Source organism: Mycolicibacterium arabiense (assembly GCF_010731815.2).
GTDB classification, from domain to species: domain Bacteria; phylum Actinomycetota; class Actinomycetes; order Mycobacteriales; family Mycobacteriaceae; genus Mycobacterium; species Mycobacterium arabiense.
Genome location: NZ_AP022593.1, coordinates 5910544 through 5926083, shown reverse-complemented (window position 1 = coordinate 5926083; position 15540 = coordinate 5910544). Strand labels below are relative to the sequence as shown.

Sequence of the window (15540 nt, the reverse complement as noted above, 5' to 3'; positions counted from 1 at the left end):
AATACTGTAACGCATGACTCTCGTGGACGACCAGTCGATGCCCCCGATGAAGTGGAACGCCTGGGGTGATCCTGCTGCCGCCAAGCCGCTCTCCGACGGCATCCGCACCCTGCTGAACCAGGCACTCGGCGTCGACACGACACCGCGGACCGAGCTGACCGCCGACCAGGTCCAGCTGCGGCCGTCAGCCCTCTCCGACGCCGACGCCAGCGCGCTCAGCGAGATCGTCGGCGCCGAACACTGCGTCGTCGACGACCTCGGCAGGCTGCTGCGCGCGGGCGGCAAGTCGACACTGGATCTGTTGCGCCGCAGGCACACCGGCGTTCAAGATGCACCGGACGCCGTCCTCCTGCCCGCCGACGACGACGAGGTGGCCGCAGTACTCGCGGCGTGCGCGGAACGCAGGATCGCCGTCGTCCCGTTCGGCGGCGGCACCAGCGTCGTCGGTGGACTCGACCCGCTCCGCGGCGATTTCGGGGCCGTCGTCTCGCTGGATCTGCGACGCCTTGACGCCCTGTACGACCTCGACGAGACCTCCGGTGAGGCCGAACTCGGCGCGGGCGTCACCGGGCCCGAGGCCGAACGGCTGCTCGGCGCGCGCGGGTTCTCGCTCGGGCACTACCCGCAGAGCTTTCAGTTCGCGACCATCGGCGGGTTCGCGGCGACGCGGTCGTCGGGTCAGGACTCCGCGGGCTACGGCCGGTTCGACGACATGGTGCGCGGGCTGCGCGTCGTAACCCCCGCAGGCGTTCTCGACCTCGGCCGCGCACCGGCCTCGGCGGCGGGGCCCGATCTCCGCCAGCTCATCGTCGGCTCCGAGGGAACCTTCGGCGTGATCACCCGGGTGCGGGTGCGCGTTCACCCCGCTCCCGAGACGACGCGATACGAGGCATGGTCGTTCCCCGACTTCGCAACGGGTGCATCGGCTTTGCGGGCCGTGGTGCAGACCGGCACCGGGCCGACGGTGATCAGGCTGTCCGACGAAGCCGAGACCGGGGTCAACCTGGCCACCACCGAGGCGATCGGCGAGCAGACGGTCACCGGCGGATGCCTCGCCATCACGGCGTTCGAGGGCACCGCCGCCCACGCCGAGAGCAGACACGCCGAGACGCGCGCCGTACTCGAGGCCGCCGGCGGCACGTCGCTCGGCGAGGCACCTGCGAAGGCCTGGGAGCATGGCCGGTTCGGCGCACCGTATCTGCGCGACTCGCTGCTCTCTGCGGGGGCGCTGTGCGAGACCCTGGAGACGGCCACCAACTGGTCGAACGTCATGACGCTCAAGGCCGCTGTGACCGACGCGTTGACGAACTCACTCTCCGAATCGGGCACGCCCGCACTGGTCCTGTGCCACATTTCGCACGTGTACCCGACCGGCGCCTCGCTGTACTTCACCGTGGTCGCCGGGCAGCGGGGCGATGCGATCGAGCAGTGGCGCGCCACCAAGACCGCGGCATCGGACGCGATGGTCCGCTGCGGGGCGACCATCACCCACCATCACGCCGTCGGCGCCGATCACCGCCCGTGGATGCGTGACGAGATCGGCGACCTGGGCGTCGAGGTGCTGCGTGCCGTCAAGGGCGTACTCGATCCCGCGGGAATCATGAATCCGGGCAAGCTGATTCCGTGAACCGGGTCACCGTCCTCACCAACCCGGCATCGGGACACGGCAACGCGCCGCACGCCGCGCAGCGAGCCGTCGCGCGGTTCCAGCAGCGCGGTGTCGACGTGTGCGAGATCGTGGGCCGCGATGCCGTGCACGCCCGCAGACTGGTCGACGACGAACTCGCCCGCGGCACCGACGCGCTGGTGGTGGTCGGTGGCGACGGCATCGTGTCGGTCGCACTGCAGGCGTTGGCGCTGGGCGACGTACCGCTGGGCATCGTCCCGGCCGGCACCGGCAACGACCATGCGCGCGAATTCGGCCTGCCGACGGGCGATCCCGCCGCGGCCGTGGACGCCATCGTCGACGGCAGGACCGAACGCGTGGACCTCGGCCGCATCCGCGGCGCCGACGGCACCGACCGTTGGTTCGGCACGGTGATGGCGGCCGGCTTCGACTCGCTGGTCACCGATCGCACCAACCGCATGCGATGGCCGCACGGCCGGATGCGGTACAACGTCGCGATGGTCGCCGAGCTGTCGCAGCTGCGCCTGCTGCCGTTCCGCCTGACCTTCGACGGCGGCCCGGAAGTCGTCACGGAACTCACTCTCGCGGCATTCGGCAACACGAGGAGCTACGGCGGCGGCATGTTGATCTGCCCGGGCGCCGACCACTCCGACGGCATGCTCGACGCGACGATGGTGCGATCGGCATCGCGCACCAAGCTGATTCGGCTCTTCCCGACCGTCTTCAAGGGCACCCACGTCGACCTGGACGAGGTGAGCACGGCCCGGGCGAAGGTGATCACGGTCGACTGCCCGGGGATCAACGCCTACGCCGACGGCGAGTTGGTGTGTCCGCTACCGGTGGAGGTGTCGGCGGTCGAAGGCGCTCTGACGGTCCTGCGACCGTAGAGCTACCCGACTCCGCGGTTCAGCCAGCTGACCTCACCGGTGTCGCCGCCGCCGCGGTAGGGCTCGAGCGCCTCGTCCCATGCCGTGCCCAGCACGGTGTCGAGTTCTGCGGCCAGGGTCTCGGCGCCCGATCGCATGAGTCCGCGCAGTCGCATCTCGCCGACCATGACGTCGCCGTTGGCGCTCATCGCGCCGTTCCACAGTCCGAGCTGGGGGGTGTGGCACCACCGGTGACCGTCGACGCCCTCACTGGGGTCTTCGGTGACCTCGAAGCGGAGCACCGACCAGGCGCGCAGTGCGTTCGCCAAGGCAGCGCCGGTGCCCACGGGTCCACGCCAGTTGGTGATGGCGCGGAGTTGTCCGGGCATGGCGGGTTGAGGGGTCCACTTCAGGTTGGCGCGCGCCGACAGGGTCGACGACAACGCCCACTCGACGTGGGGACACACCGCCGCGGGTGAGGCGTGGACGTACACCACACCTGTCGTCGCGTCGGCGAACTGGTTCGACGCACGCATATCTGCTCCTTAAGGCTCCACCTGGGACGTCTTCCCCAACGGCCTGGTGTTACCTAACTGATGCAGATGTTTCGTGCGTGTCTATTGTGCCTTGTGGGACCGGTGTTGCGCTAGTGTGCTTTGAAATCTCTCAGGACTCCATCAGAAATCGCCGGCCAGACGGTGTGCGTCCAGTCGCCGAAGTCGTGGTCGGTGAGGACGACGAGGGCCAGGTCAGCCGTCGGATCCACCCACAGGAACGTGCCCGACTGACCGAAGTGCCCGAACGTCGCAGCCGAGTTCTGCGCTCCCGTCCAGTGCGGCGACTTGCCGTCGCGCAGCTCGAAGCCCAGCCCCCAGTCGTTGGGCCGCTGCGTGCCGAAGCCGGGCAGCACGCCGGCCAGGCCGGGGAATTGCACGGTCGTCGCCTCACCGTGCAGCTGCGGCGAGACCAGTTCCGGGCGCAGCAGTTCCCGCGCGAAGACGGCGAGGTCGGCGGTCGTCGACTCAGCGCCGTACCCGGCCTCCTCGGCACCGCCGGCGAGGGTCGTCGACGTCATGCCGAGCGGATCGAGCACCGCCTCGCGCAGGTAATCGGCGAACTCGATACCCGACTCCTCCTGCAGCGTGCGGGCGAGGACGGCGAAGCCCTCGTTGGAGTAGACGCGCCGGGTGCCGGGCGTCGCGATGACGTCGGCCGACCGCATCGACAGGCCGGAGGTGTGCGCGAGCAGGTGGCGCACCGTGGCGCCGGGCGGCCCGGCGGGGGCATCGAGGTCGAGCGCACCTTCCTCGATCGCGACGTGGGCGGCCCGGGCCACCAGGAGCTTGGTCACCGACGCCAGCGGGAAGCGTCGCTCGACGTCCCCATGCTCGGCCAACGTGCCCGCCGGACCCACCACGGTTGCGGCGACGTTGGGGACCGGCCACTCGGCAACGGTGTCCAGGGCACTCACGTGGAGGATCGTAGTGCGCGGGGCATCGGACACGCGTGGACGGCGCTCGACTCCACCGGTGCGCGAGCACCCTCACCCATTAAGTTGTTGGCATGAGTCAGACAGTGCGCGGCGTGATCAGCCGGAGCAAGAAGCAGCCCGTCGAACTGGTCGACATCGTGATCCCCGACCCGGGTCCCGGCGAGGTCGTGGTGGACGTCATCGCGTGCGGGGTCTGCCACACCGATCTGACGTACCGCGAAGGCGGCATCAACGACGAATACCCCTTCCTGCTCGGCCACGAGGCCGCGGGCACCGTCGAGTCCGTGGGTGAGGGCGTCACCGCCGTCGAGCCCGGCGACTTCGTGGTGCTGAACTGGCGCGCGGTGTGCGGCCAGTGCCGGGCCTGCAAGCGCGGCAGGCCGTGGTACTGCTTCGACACCCACAACGCCGCGCAGAAGATGACGCTGACCGACGGCACCGAACTGACTCCGGCGCTGGGCATCGGCGCGTTCGCCGACAAGACCCTGGTACACGAGGGCCAGTGCACCAAGGTCGACCCGGAGGCCGACCCCGCCGTGGCGGGTCTGCTGGGCTGCGGGGTCATGGCCGGGATCGGCGCGGCCATCAACACCGGTGCCGTCGAGCGCAACGACACCGTCGCCGTGATCGGCTGCGGTGGCGTCGGCGACGCCGCGATCGCCGGCGCCGCACTCGTCGGCGCCAAGCGGATCATCGCCGTGGACACCGACGACAAGAAGCTCGAATGGGCCCGCGACTTCGGCGCCACGCACACCATCAACGCCAAGGAACTCGACGTCGTCGAGACCATCCAGGACCTCACCGACGGCAACGGCGCGGACGTCGTCATCGACGCGGTCGGCAGGCCCGAGACGTGGAAGCAGGCGTTCTACGCCCGCGACCTGGCAGGGACGGTGGTCCTGGTGGGTGTCCCCACACCGGACATGACGCTGGAGATGCCACTGATCGACTTCTTCTCCCGCGGCGGGTCGCTGAAGTCGTCCTGGTACGGCGACTGCCTGCCCGAGCGCGACTTCCCCACGCTCATCAGCCTCTATCGCGAGGGCCGGCTTCCACTCGACAGGTTCGTGTCCGAACGCATCGGCCTCGACGGCATCGAGGACGCCTTCGGAAAGATGCACGCCGGTGAGGTCCTGCGTTCCGTGGTGATCCTGTGAGCGCCGCGAACAACATCGAGCGAATCGTCACCAGCGGCACGTTCGAACTCGACGGTGGCAGCTGGGACGTCGACAACAACATCTGGGTGGTGGGCGACGAGTCCGACGTCGTGGTCTTCGACGCCGCGCACACCGCGCAGCCGATCATCGACGCGGTGCGCGGACGCAACGTCGTCGCGGTGGTCTGCACGCACGGACACAACGACCACATCACCGTGGCGCCCGAGCTGGGCAGGGCGCTCGACGCGCCCGTGCTGATGCACCCCGCCGACGACATGCTGTGGCGAACGACCCACCCGGACAGCGAATTCCGCAGCGTCGAGGATGGGTTCGTGCTGCGGGCGGGCAGCGTGGAGATCCGCGCGCTGCACACGCCCGGACACTCCCCCGGTTCGGTGTGCTGGTTCGCTCCCGACCTGCAGGCAGTGTTCAGCGGGGACACGCTGTTCAACGGCGGACCGGGCGCGACGGGGCGTTCCTACTCCGACTTCCCGACCATCCTCGAGTCCATCTCGGGACGCCTCGGCATGCTCCCCGGCGAGACGGCCGTCTACACGGGCCACGGCGACACCACGACCATCGGCGACGAGATCGTGCACTACGACGAGTGGGTCGCCCGCGGGCACTAGTCAGCGCCCGTCCAGCACCCGCTTCTTCTCGGCCTCGAACTCGTCCTCGGTCAGTGCGCCCGAATCACGAAGCCTGGCAAGGGTGTCGAGTTCCTGGATCCGGATGCCCTGGTCTGTCGGGACGTAGGCGCCCACGGCGTCGACCGGTAACGGGTGATGCGTGACCGTCGATTCGGGGGTCTTTCGCCTGTAGATCCAGACGATGACGATGATCAGATCAACGAGCGCGACGCCGAAGACGATCGCGAAGATCTCGGGCAGGTGGCCGTAGGGGCTGCCGTGGCCGAACGCCAGCGTGGGATTGACGTAGGCACTCACCTGCCCTTCGGTGGTGATCCCGTAGTCACCCTCGGCGGGGATCTGAGCCGTCCAGACCTGGACGCGCGCATCGTTGTTGACCGTGGTCGTGCCACCAACGTCCTCGACCAGAACGGGGTCGGGCACCCCGTCGGGGGGCGCGATCGAGATCTTCATGCGGGGCACGGGCAGGCCGCCGCCTTCTCCGATGATCATGGTGTGGAAGCTGATGGTCACCTCGCCCTCGGGAAGGTGGACGCTGCCCGTCCCGGGGATCGGCACCTCGCCGTAGGCGTCGTAGTCGTCGAAGACCAAGGCGTTGAGGACCATCGTCGCGACGAACCCGATGATCGAGGCGATCATGGTCGCCACCGCGATGCCGGTGAGTATGCGCGGCGCGTCTCCACGACTCATGGCCGCAGTCTGTCACGACCCCGGATTTGGAGCTAACGTTTCCTCATGCCGGAGTCGAGCAACGTGGTGCGGCCGGAGCCTAAGGACAGCGCCTGGTACAGCGCTGCCTCGCGGCTGCAGGCTGCCGGATTGCGGCAGGCGATAACCCTTTTCGAGCAGGCCGCCGAAGTGGTGCCGATCCCACGCCCCCCGCGGCCGATCGTGATCGCCGACTACGGAGCCGGTACCGGTCACAATTCGGTGCTGCCGGTGTGCGCGGCGATCTCGGTGTTGCGCAAGCGGACCCGTCCGGAGCACTCCATCCTGGTGACCCATACCGACGTACCCGACAACGACTTCACCGCACTGTTCCGCACCCTCACCGACGATCCGGACAGCTACCTACAGCGGGACAAGGCGGCGTTCGCATCGGCGGTCGGCCGCTCGTACTACGGGCAGATACTCCCGTCGAACAGCGTGAACCTGGCCTGGTCGTCGTGGGCGCTGCAGTGGATGGGCGGTGACCCACTGCCGGTCGGCGATCACTTGCTGGCCGCTTACAGCGGGGACGACGGCGTCCGCCGGGCCCATGCGAAGCGAGCCGCCCACGACTGGCACGAGTTCGTGGCGTTCCGCGGCCGCGAACTCGCTCCGGGTGGTCGGCTCGTCGTGTTGACGCTGGGCGTGGACGAGGATGGCCAGCTGGGGTTCGGGCCGCTGCTCGACGCGATGCTCGACACTCTCGCCGAACTCGAGTGCGACGCGGTGATCGGCGCCGACGAGCACGCACGGATGGCGATTCCGATCGTGGGCCGCACCGGGAAGGACTTCGGTTCGCCCTTCGCGCCTTCGGGCACGTTCGAGAAGCTGTCCATCATCCACATGGAGTTGTTCGACGCCGAGGACAGGTTCTGGAAGCAGTACCAGGCCGACGGGAAGGCCGACGCCTTCGGGGCGCAGTGGGCGGCATTCCTGCGCAACGCGCTGTTCCCCACCCTTGCCGAGGCACTCGACGCCGACCGCCCCGTCGAGCCTTTCTTCGATCGGCTGGAGTCGGGTGTCGCCGGCCGCTTGGCCGCCGCGCCGGAGCGCATACGAATTCCCTTGGCACTGTTGGTGCTCGAGAAGCGCAACCGCGTCGAGGACTGACGGTCAGGACGCGGCGCGCTCGCGGAAGGTGCTGCGATAGCCCTGCGGCGACACCCCGGCGAGCCGGCGAAACTGCTCTCGGAAGTTGGCCGGTGACGTGAAGCCGACCTCCCTGCCGATCCGTTCGACACCCAGATCGGTGGTCTCGAGCATCTGCTGGGCGTGCCGGACGCGCACCCCCGCCAGCCACTGGATCGGGGTCTGCCCCGTCTCGGACTGGAAGCGTCGGTTGAGTGTGCGGATGCTGACCGACGCGTGGGCTGCGATGTCGCCCAGGGCCAGGTCGCGGTGTGCTTCCTGTTCGATCCACTCGAGGACTCCGTCGAGTTCGGTGCGCCGGCCCATGGCGTGGGCGATGGTCACCGAAGCCAGGTTGCGGACGATGAACTGGGCTTGTCCGCCGGTGCGGTGCAGGGGCGCCACCGCGAGCCGGGCGGCCTGGGCGGCGGCGACCGCACCGAGGTCGCGCTGCACCATGTGCAGGCAGAGGTCGAGACCCGCCGACGCGCCGGCCGAGGTCAACACGTCCCCGTCGTCGACGTAGAGCACGTCGGGCTCCAGCAGGACGCTGGGGTATCTCGCCCTGAACGTCTCGGTAGCCACCCAGTGCGTGGTTGCCCGCCGCCCGTCGAGCAGTCCCGCGTCGGCCAGCGTGAACGCACCCGAGCAGATCGAGGCCACCCGCGTGCCCGCGGCGTGGGCGGCGCGCAGGGCGTCGAGCACCTCGGGCGGCGGCGGAGTGGAGACGTCGTTGCGACCGGGCACGATGACGGTGTCGGCGGACGCCAGCGCGTCGAGCCCGTGGTCGGTGGCGATCCGCATGGGTCCCGCATCCACCTCGGGTGCACTGCCGCACACCAAGATTCGGTAGCCGGGCCCGCCGTCGGGCGCCTCGGCGCGACCGAACACCTCCACCGGCGTCGAGAGATCGAAGGCGACGACGTCGGGCAGCGCGAGAATGGCAACGGTGTGCACGCCTCGAAGGCTAGCAGACGTCGTGGCAAGATAGCGTTGCCCGTCGGTTATCTGGTCAGGCTGGGCTCAGCACGTCAGGGCGCCATCTCGTAGGCGCCGTCGTAGGCCTTGACCCGCTGCCACACGCGGTCGAACCGTTCGCCGTCGGGAACCGGCTTTCGGACGGCGCCCAGCGCCCAGCTCTGCTGCGCCTCCGTCGAGGTTGGCTTGCCGTACAGCGCAACGGCATATGCGCTGAAGTCGCGGACCTGAAAGTCGAAGATCGAATCCACGATGTCGTCGTCGAGACCGGCCAGTTCCGCTTGTTCGAGGATCAGCTGGCCGTACACGATCAGTGAGAACAGGTGGCCGACGTCGAGCATGAAGTCGAGGTCCTTGACCTGCGCCGCATCGGGCGCGGCGGTGACGAGCAGCTCGCGGAACGCCCGGGCCTGGTCGTAGAAGACGGCGACGTTGGGAATGTGGGCGTGGCGCTCGTACACCGGGGTCCAGTCGGCGAACTGGACCTGACCGGCTCCGCGGGTCGGCCCCTGCTTCCAGAAGAAGACGTCGTCCGCAGCGTCGTTGCGGGTCGGGATCGCCGGGTACTCGCGGGGATTGAGCATGTAGTTCGGCATGAACTTGAGCACCAGGCCGACGTTGACGTGGACGGTGCCCTCCAGCCGCGGGAGGCAACCGATGAGCTGTGCGACCTCGCGGAACATCGTGTTCTTCTCATAGCCCTTGGCCGCGATGACGTCGTGCAGCGACCGCATCACCGTCTCGCCCTCCATGGTCACCTTCGCCTTGGTCATGGGGTTGAACAAGAGGTAACGCCGGTCGTCCAGGCTTGCGCTGCGGAAGTAGTCGACGGCGCGTCGGCTGAACGCCTTCATCGCGATCATGCGCGAGTAGGCGTCGACGAAGTTGACCCGGACGTGGCCGAAGTCGGTGACGGGGTTCCCGTAGAGGATGCGGTTCTGTGCGTGCGTGATCGCCTCGTAGAACGCGTGTTCCGTCATGCCGATCGACGACGAGCACAGGTTGAACTTCCCGACGTTGACGGTGTTGAGTGCGGCACTGAACGCCTCGACACCGGTGTGCAGGATGTCCTCGGCCCGCACGGGATAGTTCTCCAGCCGGAACGTGCTCACGTAGATCTGCATGTGCACGACGTTGTCGATCAGGTGGTAGTCCGCGTGGCGGCTGTCGGCGGCGAAGAAGACGTATGCGTCCTGACCTCCGACGTCACCGCGCCTGCCGAATACTGACACCAGGCTCGCGACGTTGCCGTTGCCGATGTAGTACTTCTCCCCCGACGCCCGGTAGAGGATGCCGTTGGCGCGGTCTTCCTCGCTCGCCGGAGTCAGCACCATGTCGGTGCTGTAGACGTCGGCGCCGTGCTCGCGTTCGGACAGCCCGAAGGCCATCACCTCGCCGGCCTCGAGATCGTCGGCGGCGCGCAGCTTGGCGTCCTTGTTCTCGCTCTGCCACACCGGCCCGAGCCCGAGGATGGTGACCTGCTCGGTGTACCAGTACGTCAGGCCGTAGAACCCGAGGATCTCGGCGAGTGCGGCGTTGCGTGCGCCGTCCCACCGCTTGTCCGGGTTCCCGTCGGCGAACTCCGAGGGGGTTAGGAAGGTCGCGAAGAGCTTCTCTCGCTTGACGAATTCGACGAACTCCGCGGGCCATTGCGCCTTCAGGTCGTCGTCGAGGATGCGCTTCTTGCCCTGCCCCTCGAAGAAGTCGATGGTCGCGCGCAGCAGCCGACGTGTCTCGGCGTCGAACTCCTGCGGGTCGTAGGTGTGCGGGTCGAAGAGCAGACCGTCGGTGTCAGTCACGGGGTTCCTTCCTAGGGCGCAGGCAGTACCGGTGCGGGGACGAACGGTAAGCCGGGAATGGTGGGGTACGGCAGCGTCGGAATGATCGGCGGCTGGGTCGATGGCGGCGGTGGTGGCGGCTCGGTCGACGGCGGAGGCGGTGGCGGGGGTTCCGTCGACGGTGGCGGAGGTGGTGGCGGCGGCGGCTCGGTGCTCGGCGGCGGAGCCTCCGGTGCGGGTGCAGGCGCGGGCGCAGGTTGCCGGGTGACCGTCCGTTGCGGGGGCGGGGCGCTGCCCGCACCCGGTTCGGCAGGCGCAGGCGCGGGCGCGGGCACGGTGCTCTCGGGCGCCAGGGTGGGTGCCTGCGGCGAGGTGGTCGGGGTGGTGTCCGACGGCGATGATGGCTCGTCGTCGCCGCTGCGGGTCAGCAGGATGGCGGCACCGATCGCGGCGACGACCACCGCCAAGGCGATCGCCATGACAACGAACGGGTTTCGGTACCACGCTCGGCGCCGCTCCTGCTCCTGCTCCGGTTCCTCGGTCTCGGCGAAGGCGAGTCGCGGACGGGCGCTCTCGCCGGCGTCGGGTTTGTAGGGCTGCGGCTGATAGGCCTGGGGTTCGTACGCCTCGGACGGCGCCACGTCCGGGACGTCGTCGGCGTCCGACCAGGCGAGTGCGCGAGAGTCGCTGGACTGGGTCGCATCTGCCGCGACGGCCGATGCTGCTCCGGCACCCGCTGCGGCGACGGCGGCGGCTGCCGCGGCACCGGCAGCCGGCGCCATCGAGGTGGCGTCCTCGACGACGGTGCCGCGCACGGCGAGCAGTCCCCCGCCGATCGCCGCGGCGAGTTCTGGGTGCGCGCCGGCGATGATGGGCACCCGGAGGTGCTCCGACAGCGTCGTCGTCACCAACGGGATGCGGGCGCCGCCACCGACGGTTGCGACGGCCGCCAGGTCAGCGGGCCGAATCCCGATGCGCTGCAACGTCTGCTGCAGGTCCTCGACGAACGCGGCGAGGGGGTCTCGGATCGCCTCGTCGAGTTCGGTACGAGTGACCCGGATGTCGCCGCCGCGCCCGGGCAGGTCGGCTGCCAGCGCCGTGACCGACGCCGTCGACAGACGCTCCTTGGCGGCACGGCACTGGGCCCGCAGCCGGGTGAGCGATCCGATGGCCGAGGTTCCGGTCAGGTCAACCGATCCCGCCGATGACAGGCCACCTACGACGTGGGTGAGCAGCGCCTGGTCCACCTGATCACCGGAGAAGTCGAGATGGCGTTCGGTCGGTGCGAGAGGGGCAAATCCGTTGGCTGCGTCGGCGAGCGTGATGCTGGTGCCGGTGCCGCCGAAGTCGCACACGGCGATCACCCCCCGCGCCGGCACGCCCGGGTGCTCTTGCAGAGCGGTCAGCGCAGCCGTCGCGTCGGGGCTGAGGTGCACCTGACGGGGCGCGCGGAACTCCGGCATGCTGAGCAGCGTGCCGCGCAGGGCCTCGACGGCAGCGGGCCGCCAGTGCGCCGGGTAGGCGATGCCGACGGGTTCGCCGCCCGCACCGGGGTCGACCGTGCGCAGCATGGCTCGTAGCGCTTCTGCGAGCAGGACGTCCGCGCGGTGGCTCGAACCGTCGGGGGCCAACAGCCCAACGGGGTCCCCCACCCTGTCGACGAAGTCGGTGAGGATCAAACCGCGTTCGGCGAGGTTCGGGTTCTCGCTGGGGACCCCGACTTCCGGCGGTCGGTGCGGGTACAGGGTGAGGACGGCGCTGCGGCGCACGGCCGCCCGGCCGACCGCCACGGCGGTGAGGTTCGTGGCTCCGTTCGAGAGGCCCAGGCCGGTGGTCACGTCAGCGGATCGTGCCGGTGCCCGCGATGAGCGGGAGATCCAGTGCCGTGACCCACCCGGGCGGTAGGTCGTTCACGGCGGGGACGGCGTTCAGGGCGCGCATGCCGGTGGCGAGGCAGCCGGCGGCCGCCGCGTCGCGTCCGGATCCGTCGGTGAAGCGGAACGCGGTCTCCTGGGTGATGCTGGGGCTGCCTTCGATCTCGACGCGGTAGACGTCGTTGTCGTTGCCAGTCGGCCAGTCGGGCGCCGAGTCGGCGCCCACGCGGTTGACGTGTTCGAGCTGAATTCGCGTCTCGCCGTTGAAGACTCCGTTGATGGTGAAGCGGACGGCCGCGACGTTGCCCGGCTCGATGACCCCCTTGGCCGACTTGACCTCGACCGGCGTGACCCACTTGTCCCACGTGGTGGTGATCTCGTCGAGTTCGATGCCTGCTGCGTGGGCAATCATCGGAACGGTTGCGCCCCAAGCGAAGACGAGGATATCCTTGTTCTCCAGCAGAGGTCGGTGCTCAGGCGGCTTGCCGATGCCCATCTCGAATTCGTAGTCGCCCTCGTAGTTGGTGTAGTCGAGCAGCTCGGATGCGCGGACCTTGCGCACTTCACCGCACAGGCCCATCAGCGTCATCGGGAACAGGTCGTTGGCGAAGCCAGGGTCGATGCCGGTGGTCAGGCAGGACGACTGGCCGGCCTCGCACGCTTCGGTGATCGGCTCGATCCAGTTCGGCGGGTTCAGCTTCATCGACGGCCACACCCACGGCGTCATCGACGTCGAACAGACGTCGATGCCGGCCCGCAGGAACCTCGTGATGAGCGCGATGTTGTCGTCCGCCTGCGCCGCGGTGGGCCCGTAGTGCACGAGCGCATCGGGCGCCAGGGCGATCAGCGCATCGACGTCGGCGGTGGCGGTCAACCCCAGCGGTTCGTCGAGCCCGCACAGTTCGCCGACGTCGCGACCGACCTTGTCGGGGTTGCTCACGCCGACCCCGACCAGTTCGAAGAACGGGTGCCTGGCGATCTCGGCGATCACCATCTTGCCCACGAAGCCCGTTCCCCAGACCACGACTCGCTTGGTCATGCGCCGCCACTGCCTTCCGTCGAGTTGGTCCGGCCCCGCCCATCGGATTCACCATAGGCGCGCGGAGCCTGACGGTGGTTCGAGTCCAGCAACTCGCGGATCTCTCTGCGCAACTCTTCGAGCTGGGCTGCCGTGGCCGCCTTCTGCGCGGAGTCTTCTTCGGCGACGCGTTCGACGATCCAGGACGCCAGTGTGGCGGTGACGACACCGAGGAGGCTGACGCCGGCGACCATGAGCGCGACCGCGACGAGTCGGCCACCCCCGCTCGTCGGATAGGTGTCTCCGTAACCGACGGTCGTAACGGTCGTGAACGACCACCACAGCGCAGTCCCGAAGTCAGTGATCTTCGAGTCGGGTGCGTAGCGCTCGACGTCCAGCATCGCCAGTGCACCGCCGTAGACGATCACCGCCGCACCGAAGGCCGTGTAGACGATCACCCGACCCCTGACCGTTCGACCGATCGCGCGCTGCAGCACGTTCACGACGACCGCAAGGGTAAGGAGGCGGAGTGGACGCAGTGCGGGTAGTAACAGAATCGCAAGTTCAGGCAAGTGCCGGGCGAACCAACGCATTCGAGGCCGCGCGAGGCACAACCTGATCAGGAAGTCGACACCGAACACGCCCCACGTCACGATCCAGGTCACTTCGATTAGCCGGCCAGCCGTTCCCGAAGGCTGTTCGAGAACACGCACCGAGTACACCGCCAGGAACACCAGCGCGATCGCCGCCAGTGGCCATTCCATCCGGCGTTCGTAACGCGTCAACCGGGTTTGCCCATCGATCACGCAGCGACACTAACCCGGGAGGGTTGGGCCCGTCTGACCGTCCCTCAGAAGCACCTCTTCAGTCCGCCCGGCTCGCAGTACAGCGGGTAGCGGTCGACGGGGATCGGCAGCGGACCCTTGTACGCCAGCGTGAACGGGTAGGTCAGGATGTTCGCCGCGACCTGGCCGTCGCACACGTCGCTGAAGGACACCGAGCGGGTGCCCGACATCGTGCGGTCGTCGAATTCGTACGTCTCCACGATCGGCGCGGTGGTGGCGCCGTCGGGACACGTCAGGCCGTCCTTCTTGTTCGTCGAGAACGTCCAGACGCCGTTGGTGAGCCGGGCGTCGCCGCCTGCGACCTTCGTCGACGGGTTCGCGGCGACGTGCAGCCGGCACGCCACCGGCAGCTCCAGGTTGACCCGCAGGTCGCCGACGGTGGGGACGCAGCTGGGGTAGATCACCCAGTCCGCGACCACGTCGCCCTGGGTGTAGCCGTAGACGCCCTCCATCACCTGGTCGGCGCGGGCAGGGCCGGCAGAGCCGAGCGCAGCAGTGGCCAGCGCCGTGGCGACGACGGCGAGGGTGCGGGTGATCCTCATGCCCAGCAGTATGGCAAGCGTTGTCCAGCAACGTCGCCGGTTTGCCTTCGTGAGAGAGTTCGGTCATGACGACACTCGAGGGCAAAGTCGCCCTGATCACGGGAGCATCGGCCGGATTGGGCGCCGCGACGGCCACGCTGTTCGCGCAGCGGGGAGCATCGGTGTTCGGCGTCGCCCGTGACGCCGACCGGATGAGCGAGGTGTTCGCCGACGTTCCGGGCGGGCGGTACTCGTCGGTCGACGTGACCTCGTCGGCGGCCTGCCGCCAGGCCGTCGAGGAGTGCGTCGAGACGTTCGGCAGGCTCGACGTCCTGGTCAACGTCGCGGGCTTCCACCAGATGCGGCACACCACGACCATGACCGACGAGGACTGGGAACGCGACCTCGCGGTCAACCTGCACGGCCCGTTCTATCTGTCCCGCGCAGCGCTGCCGCACCTGCTGTCGACAGGCGGCAACATCGTCAACGTCAGCTCGATCGCCGGCGTCGAGGGCGAGGTGTACTCGACCGGGTACTGCGCGGCCAAGCACGGGCTCATCGGATTGACCCGCGCGATGGCGATCGAGTTCACCAAGGAGAAGCTGCGGGTGAACGCGGTCTGCCCGGGCGGCATGCCCACCGCGCAGACCACCGAGTTCGCCGCGCCGGACAACGCCGATTGGGACCTCATCATGCGCATCGCCTCGCCGCGCGGCTTCATGGAGACCGTCGACGTCGCCAAGACGATCGCGTTCCTGGCCAGCGACGACGCGGCCGCCATCCACGGCGCGGTCTACCGGGTCGACAACGGCAAGGGTGCAGGCTGACGCCCGGCGGCGGACCGTGGTCGGTCCACGTTCACCAGCCCGTCGTCCGTTGACCCTGCCAAGTGCACGCA

15 protein-coding genes are annotated in these 15540 nt (G+C 68.8%); 6 read left to right on the top strand and 9 right to left on the bottom strand.

What is annotated here, in order from left to right; genetic code table 11:
• Positions 1–46 precede the first annotated feature (46 nt).
• Positions 47–1627, top strand: a complete 1581-nt coding sequence (locus tag G6N61_RS30120) for an FAD-binding oxidoreductase (protein WP_163925208.1) — start codon at positions 47–49, stop codon at positions 1625–1627.
• Entirely contained in the window at positions 1624–2514 is an 891-nt protein-coding gene (locus G6N61_RS30115) for a diacylglycerol kinase (RefSeq protein ID WP_163924480.1), read from the top strand. The genes G6N61_RS30120 and G6N61_RS30115 overlap by 4 nt, the downstream gene beginning before the upstream one ends.
• Positions 2515–2516: 2 nt before the next feature.
• Here the strand turns inward: G6N61_RS30115 and G6N61_RS30110 are convergent, their stop codons facing one another.
• Positions 2517–3029, bottom strand: a complete 513-nt coding sequence (locus G6N61_RS30110) for a DUF3145 domain-containing protein (protein ID WP_163924479.1) — start codon at positions 3027–3029, stop codon at positions 2517–2519.
• A 110-nt stretch (positions 3030–3139) separates the two neighbouring features.
• The gene (locus tag G6N61_RS30105) at positions 3140–3964 is read right to left on the bottom strand and encodes a serine hydrolase domain-containing protein (protein ID WP_163924478.1); all 825 of its coding nucleotides are present in this window, start codon (positions 3962–3964) and stop codon (positions 3140–3142) included.
• A 92-nt stretch (positions 3965–4056) separates the two neighbouring features.
• On the opposite strand from G6N61_RS30105, the gene G6N61_RS30100 reads away from it, so the two are divergent.
• Together G6N61_RS30100 and G6N61_RS30095 are read left to right on the top strand one after the other, a co-directional pair.
• Positions 4057–5142: an S-(hydroxymethyl)mycothiol dehydrogenase gene (locus G6N61_RS30100; protein ID WP_163924477.1), complete on the top strand. Its 1086-nt coding sequence runs from the start codon at positions 4057–4059 to the stop codon at positions 5140–5142.
• On the top strand, positions 5139–5771 hold the full coding sequence (locus G6N61_RS30095; protein WP_163924476.1) for an MBL fold metallo-hydrolase: 633 nt from the start codon (positions 5139–5141) through the stop codon (positions 5769–5771). Before G6N61_RS30100 ends, G6N61_RS30095 begins: the two co-directional genes overlap by 4 nt.
• On the opposite strand, the gene G6N61_RS30090 is transcribed toward G6N61_RS30095, so the two are convergent.
• Positions 5772–6482, bottom strand: coding sequence for an SHOCT domain-containing protein (locus G6N61_RS30090; RefSeq protein WP_163924475.1), 711 nt, complete (start codon positions 6480–6482; stop codon positions 5772–5774).
• A gap of 45 nt (positions 6483–6527) precedes the next feature.
• Here G6N61_RS30090 and G6N61_RS30085 point away from each other — a divergent pair, with 45 nt between their 5' ends.
• Positions 6528–7610, top strand: coding sequence for a class I SAM-dependent methyltransferase (locus tag G6N61_RS30085; protein ID WP_163924474.1), 1083 nt, complete (start codon positions 6528–6530; stop codon positions 7608–7610).
• A 3-nt stretch (positions 7611–7613) separates the two neighbouring features.
• Here G6N61_RS30085 and G6N61_RS30080 read toward each other — a convergent pair whose 3' ends face one another.
• The 6 genes from G6N61_RS30080 to G6N61_RS30055 all read right to left on the bottom strand — a co-directional run bounded on the left by G6N61_RS30080 (position 7614) and on the right by G6N61_RS30055 (position 14663).
• Positions 7614–8585 (bottom strand): GlxA family transcriptional regulator, encoded by a 972-nt coding sequence (locus G6N61_RS30080; protein ID WP_163924473.1) that lies wholly within the window; start codon positions 8583–8585, stop codon positions 7614–7616.
• A 74-nt stretch (positions 8586–8659) separates the two neighbouring features.
• Complete coding sequence (locus G6N61_RS30075; RefSeq protein ID WP_163924472.1) at positions 8660–10405, bottom strand: acyl-CoA dehydrogenase family protein; 1746 nt, start codon at positions 10403–10405, stop codon at positions 8660–8662.
• A gap of 11 nt (positions 10406–10416) precedes the next feature.
• Complete coding sequence (locus tag G6N61_RS30070) at positions 10417–12222, bottom strand: Hsp70 family protein (RefSeq protein WP_163924471.1); 1806 nt, start codon at positions 12220–12222, stop codon at positions 10417–10419.
• A gap of 1 nt (position 12223) precedes the next feature.
• The gene (locus G6N61_RS30065; RefSeq protein ID WP_163924470.1) at positions 12224–13297 is read right to left on the bottom strand and encodes an NAD(P)H-dependent amine dehydrogenase family protein; all 1074 of its coding nucleotides are present in this window, start codon (positions 13295–13297) and stop codon (positions 12224–12226) included.
• Positions 13294–14040 (bottom strand): potassium channel family protein, encoded by a 747-nt coding sequence (locus G6N61_RS30060; RefSeq protein ID WP_235887351.1) that lies wholly within the window; start codon positions 14038–14040, stop codon positions 13294–13296. The genes G6N61_RS30065 and G6N61_RS30060 overlap by 4 nt, the downstream gene beginning before the upstream one ends.
• An 86-nt stretch (positions 14041–14126) precedes the next feature.
• Entirely contained in the window at positions 14127–14663 is a 537-nt protein-coding gene (locus G6N61_RS30055) for a hypothetical protein (protein WP_163924469.1), read from the bottom strand.
• A 65-nt stretch (positions 14664–14728) separates the two neighbouring features.
• Here G6N61_RS30055 and G6N61_RS30050 point away from each other — a divergent pair, with 65 nt between their 5' ends.
• Positions 14729–15469 carry an SDR family NAD(P)-dependent oxidoreductase gene (locus G6N61_RS30050; RefSeq protein ID WP_163924468.1) on the top strand — a complete coding sequence of 247 codons (741 nt, stop codon included), beginning with the start codon at positions 14729–14731 and terminating at the stop codon, positions 15467–15469.
• The last annotated feature ends 71 nt before the right edge of the window (positions 15470–15540 follow it).

Bases quoted from the DNA above. Each gene is read 5' to 3' on its own strand.
- G6N61_RS30120 (WP_163925208.1), top strand. From the start codon at position 47: ATGAAGTGGAACGCCTGGGGTGATCCTGCTGCCGCCAAGCCGCTCTCC.
- G6N61_RS30110 (WP_163924479.1), bottom strand. From the start codon at position 3,029: ATGCGTGCGTCGAACCAGTTCGCCGACGCGACGACAGGTGTGGTGTAC.
- G6N61_RS30100 (WP_163924477.1), top strand. From the start codon at position 4,057: ATGAGTCAGACAGTGCGCGGCGTGATCAGCCGGAGCAAGAAGCAGCCC.
- G6N61_RS30090 (WP_163924475.1), bottom strand. From the start codon at position 6,482: ATGAGTCGTGGAGACGCGCCGCGCATACTCACCGGCATCGCGGTGGCG.
- G6N61_RS30085 (WP_163924474.1), top strand. From the start codon at position 6,528: ATGCCGGAGTCGAGCAACGTGGTGCGGCCGGAGCCTAAGGACAGCGCC.
- G6N61_RS30065 (WP_163924470.1), bottom strand. From the start codon at position 13,297: ATGACCAAGCGAGTCGTGGTCTGGGGAACGGGCTTCGTGGGCAAGATG.
- G6N61_RS30060 (WP_235887351.1), bottom strand. From the start codon at position 14,040: ATGGAATGGCCACTGGCGGCGATCGCGCTGGTGTTCCTGGCGGTGTAC.
- G6N61_RS30055 (WP_163924469.1), bottom strand. From the start codon at position 14,663: ATGAGGATCACCCGCACCCTCGCCGTCGTCGCCACGGCGCTGGCCACT.
- G6N61_RS30050 (WP_163924468.1), top strand. From the start codon at position 14,729: ATGACGACACTCGAGGGCAAAGTCGCCCTGATCACGGGAGCATCGGCC.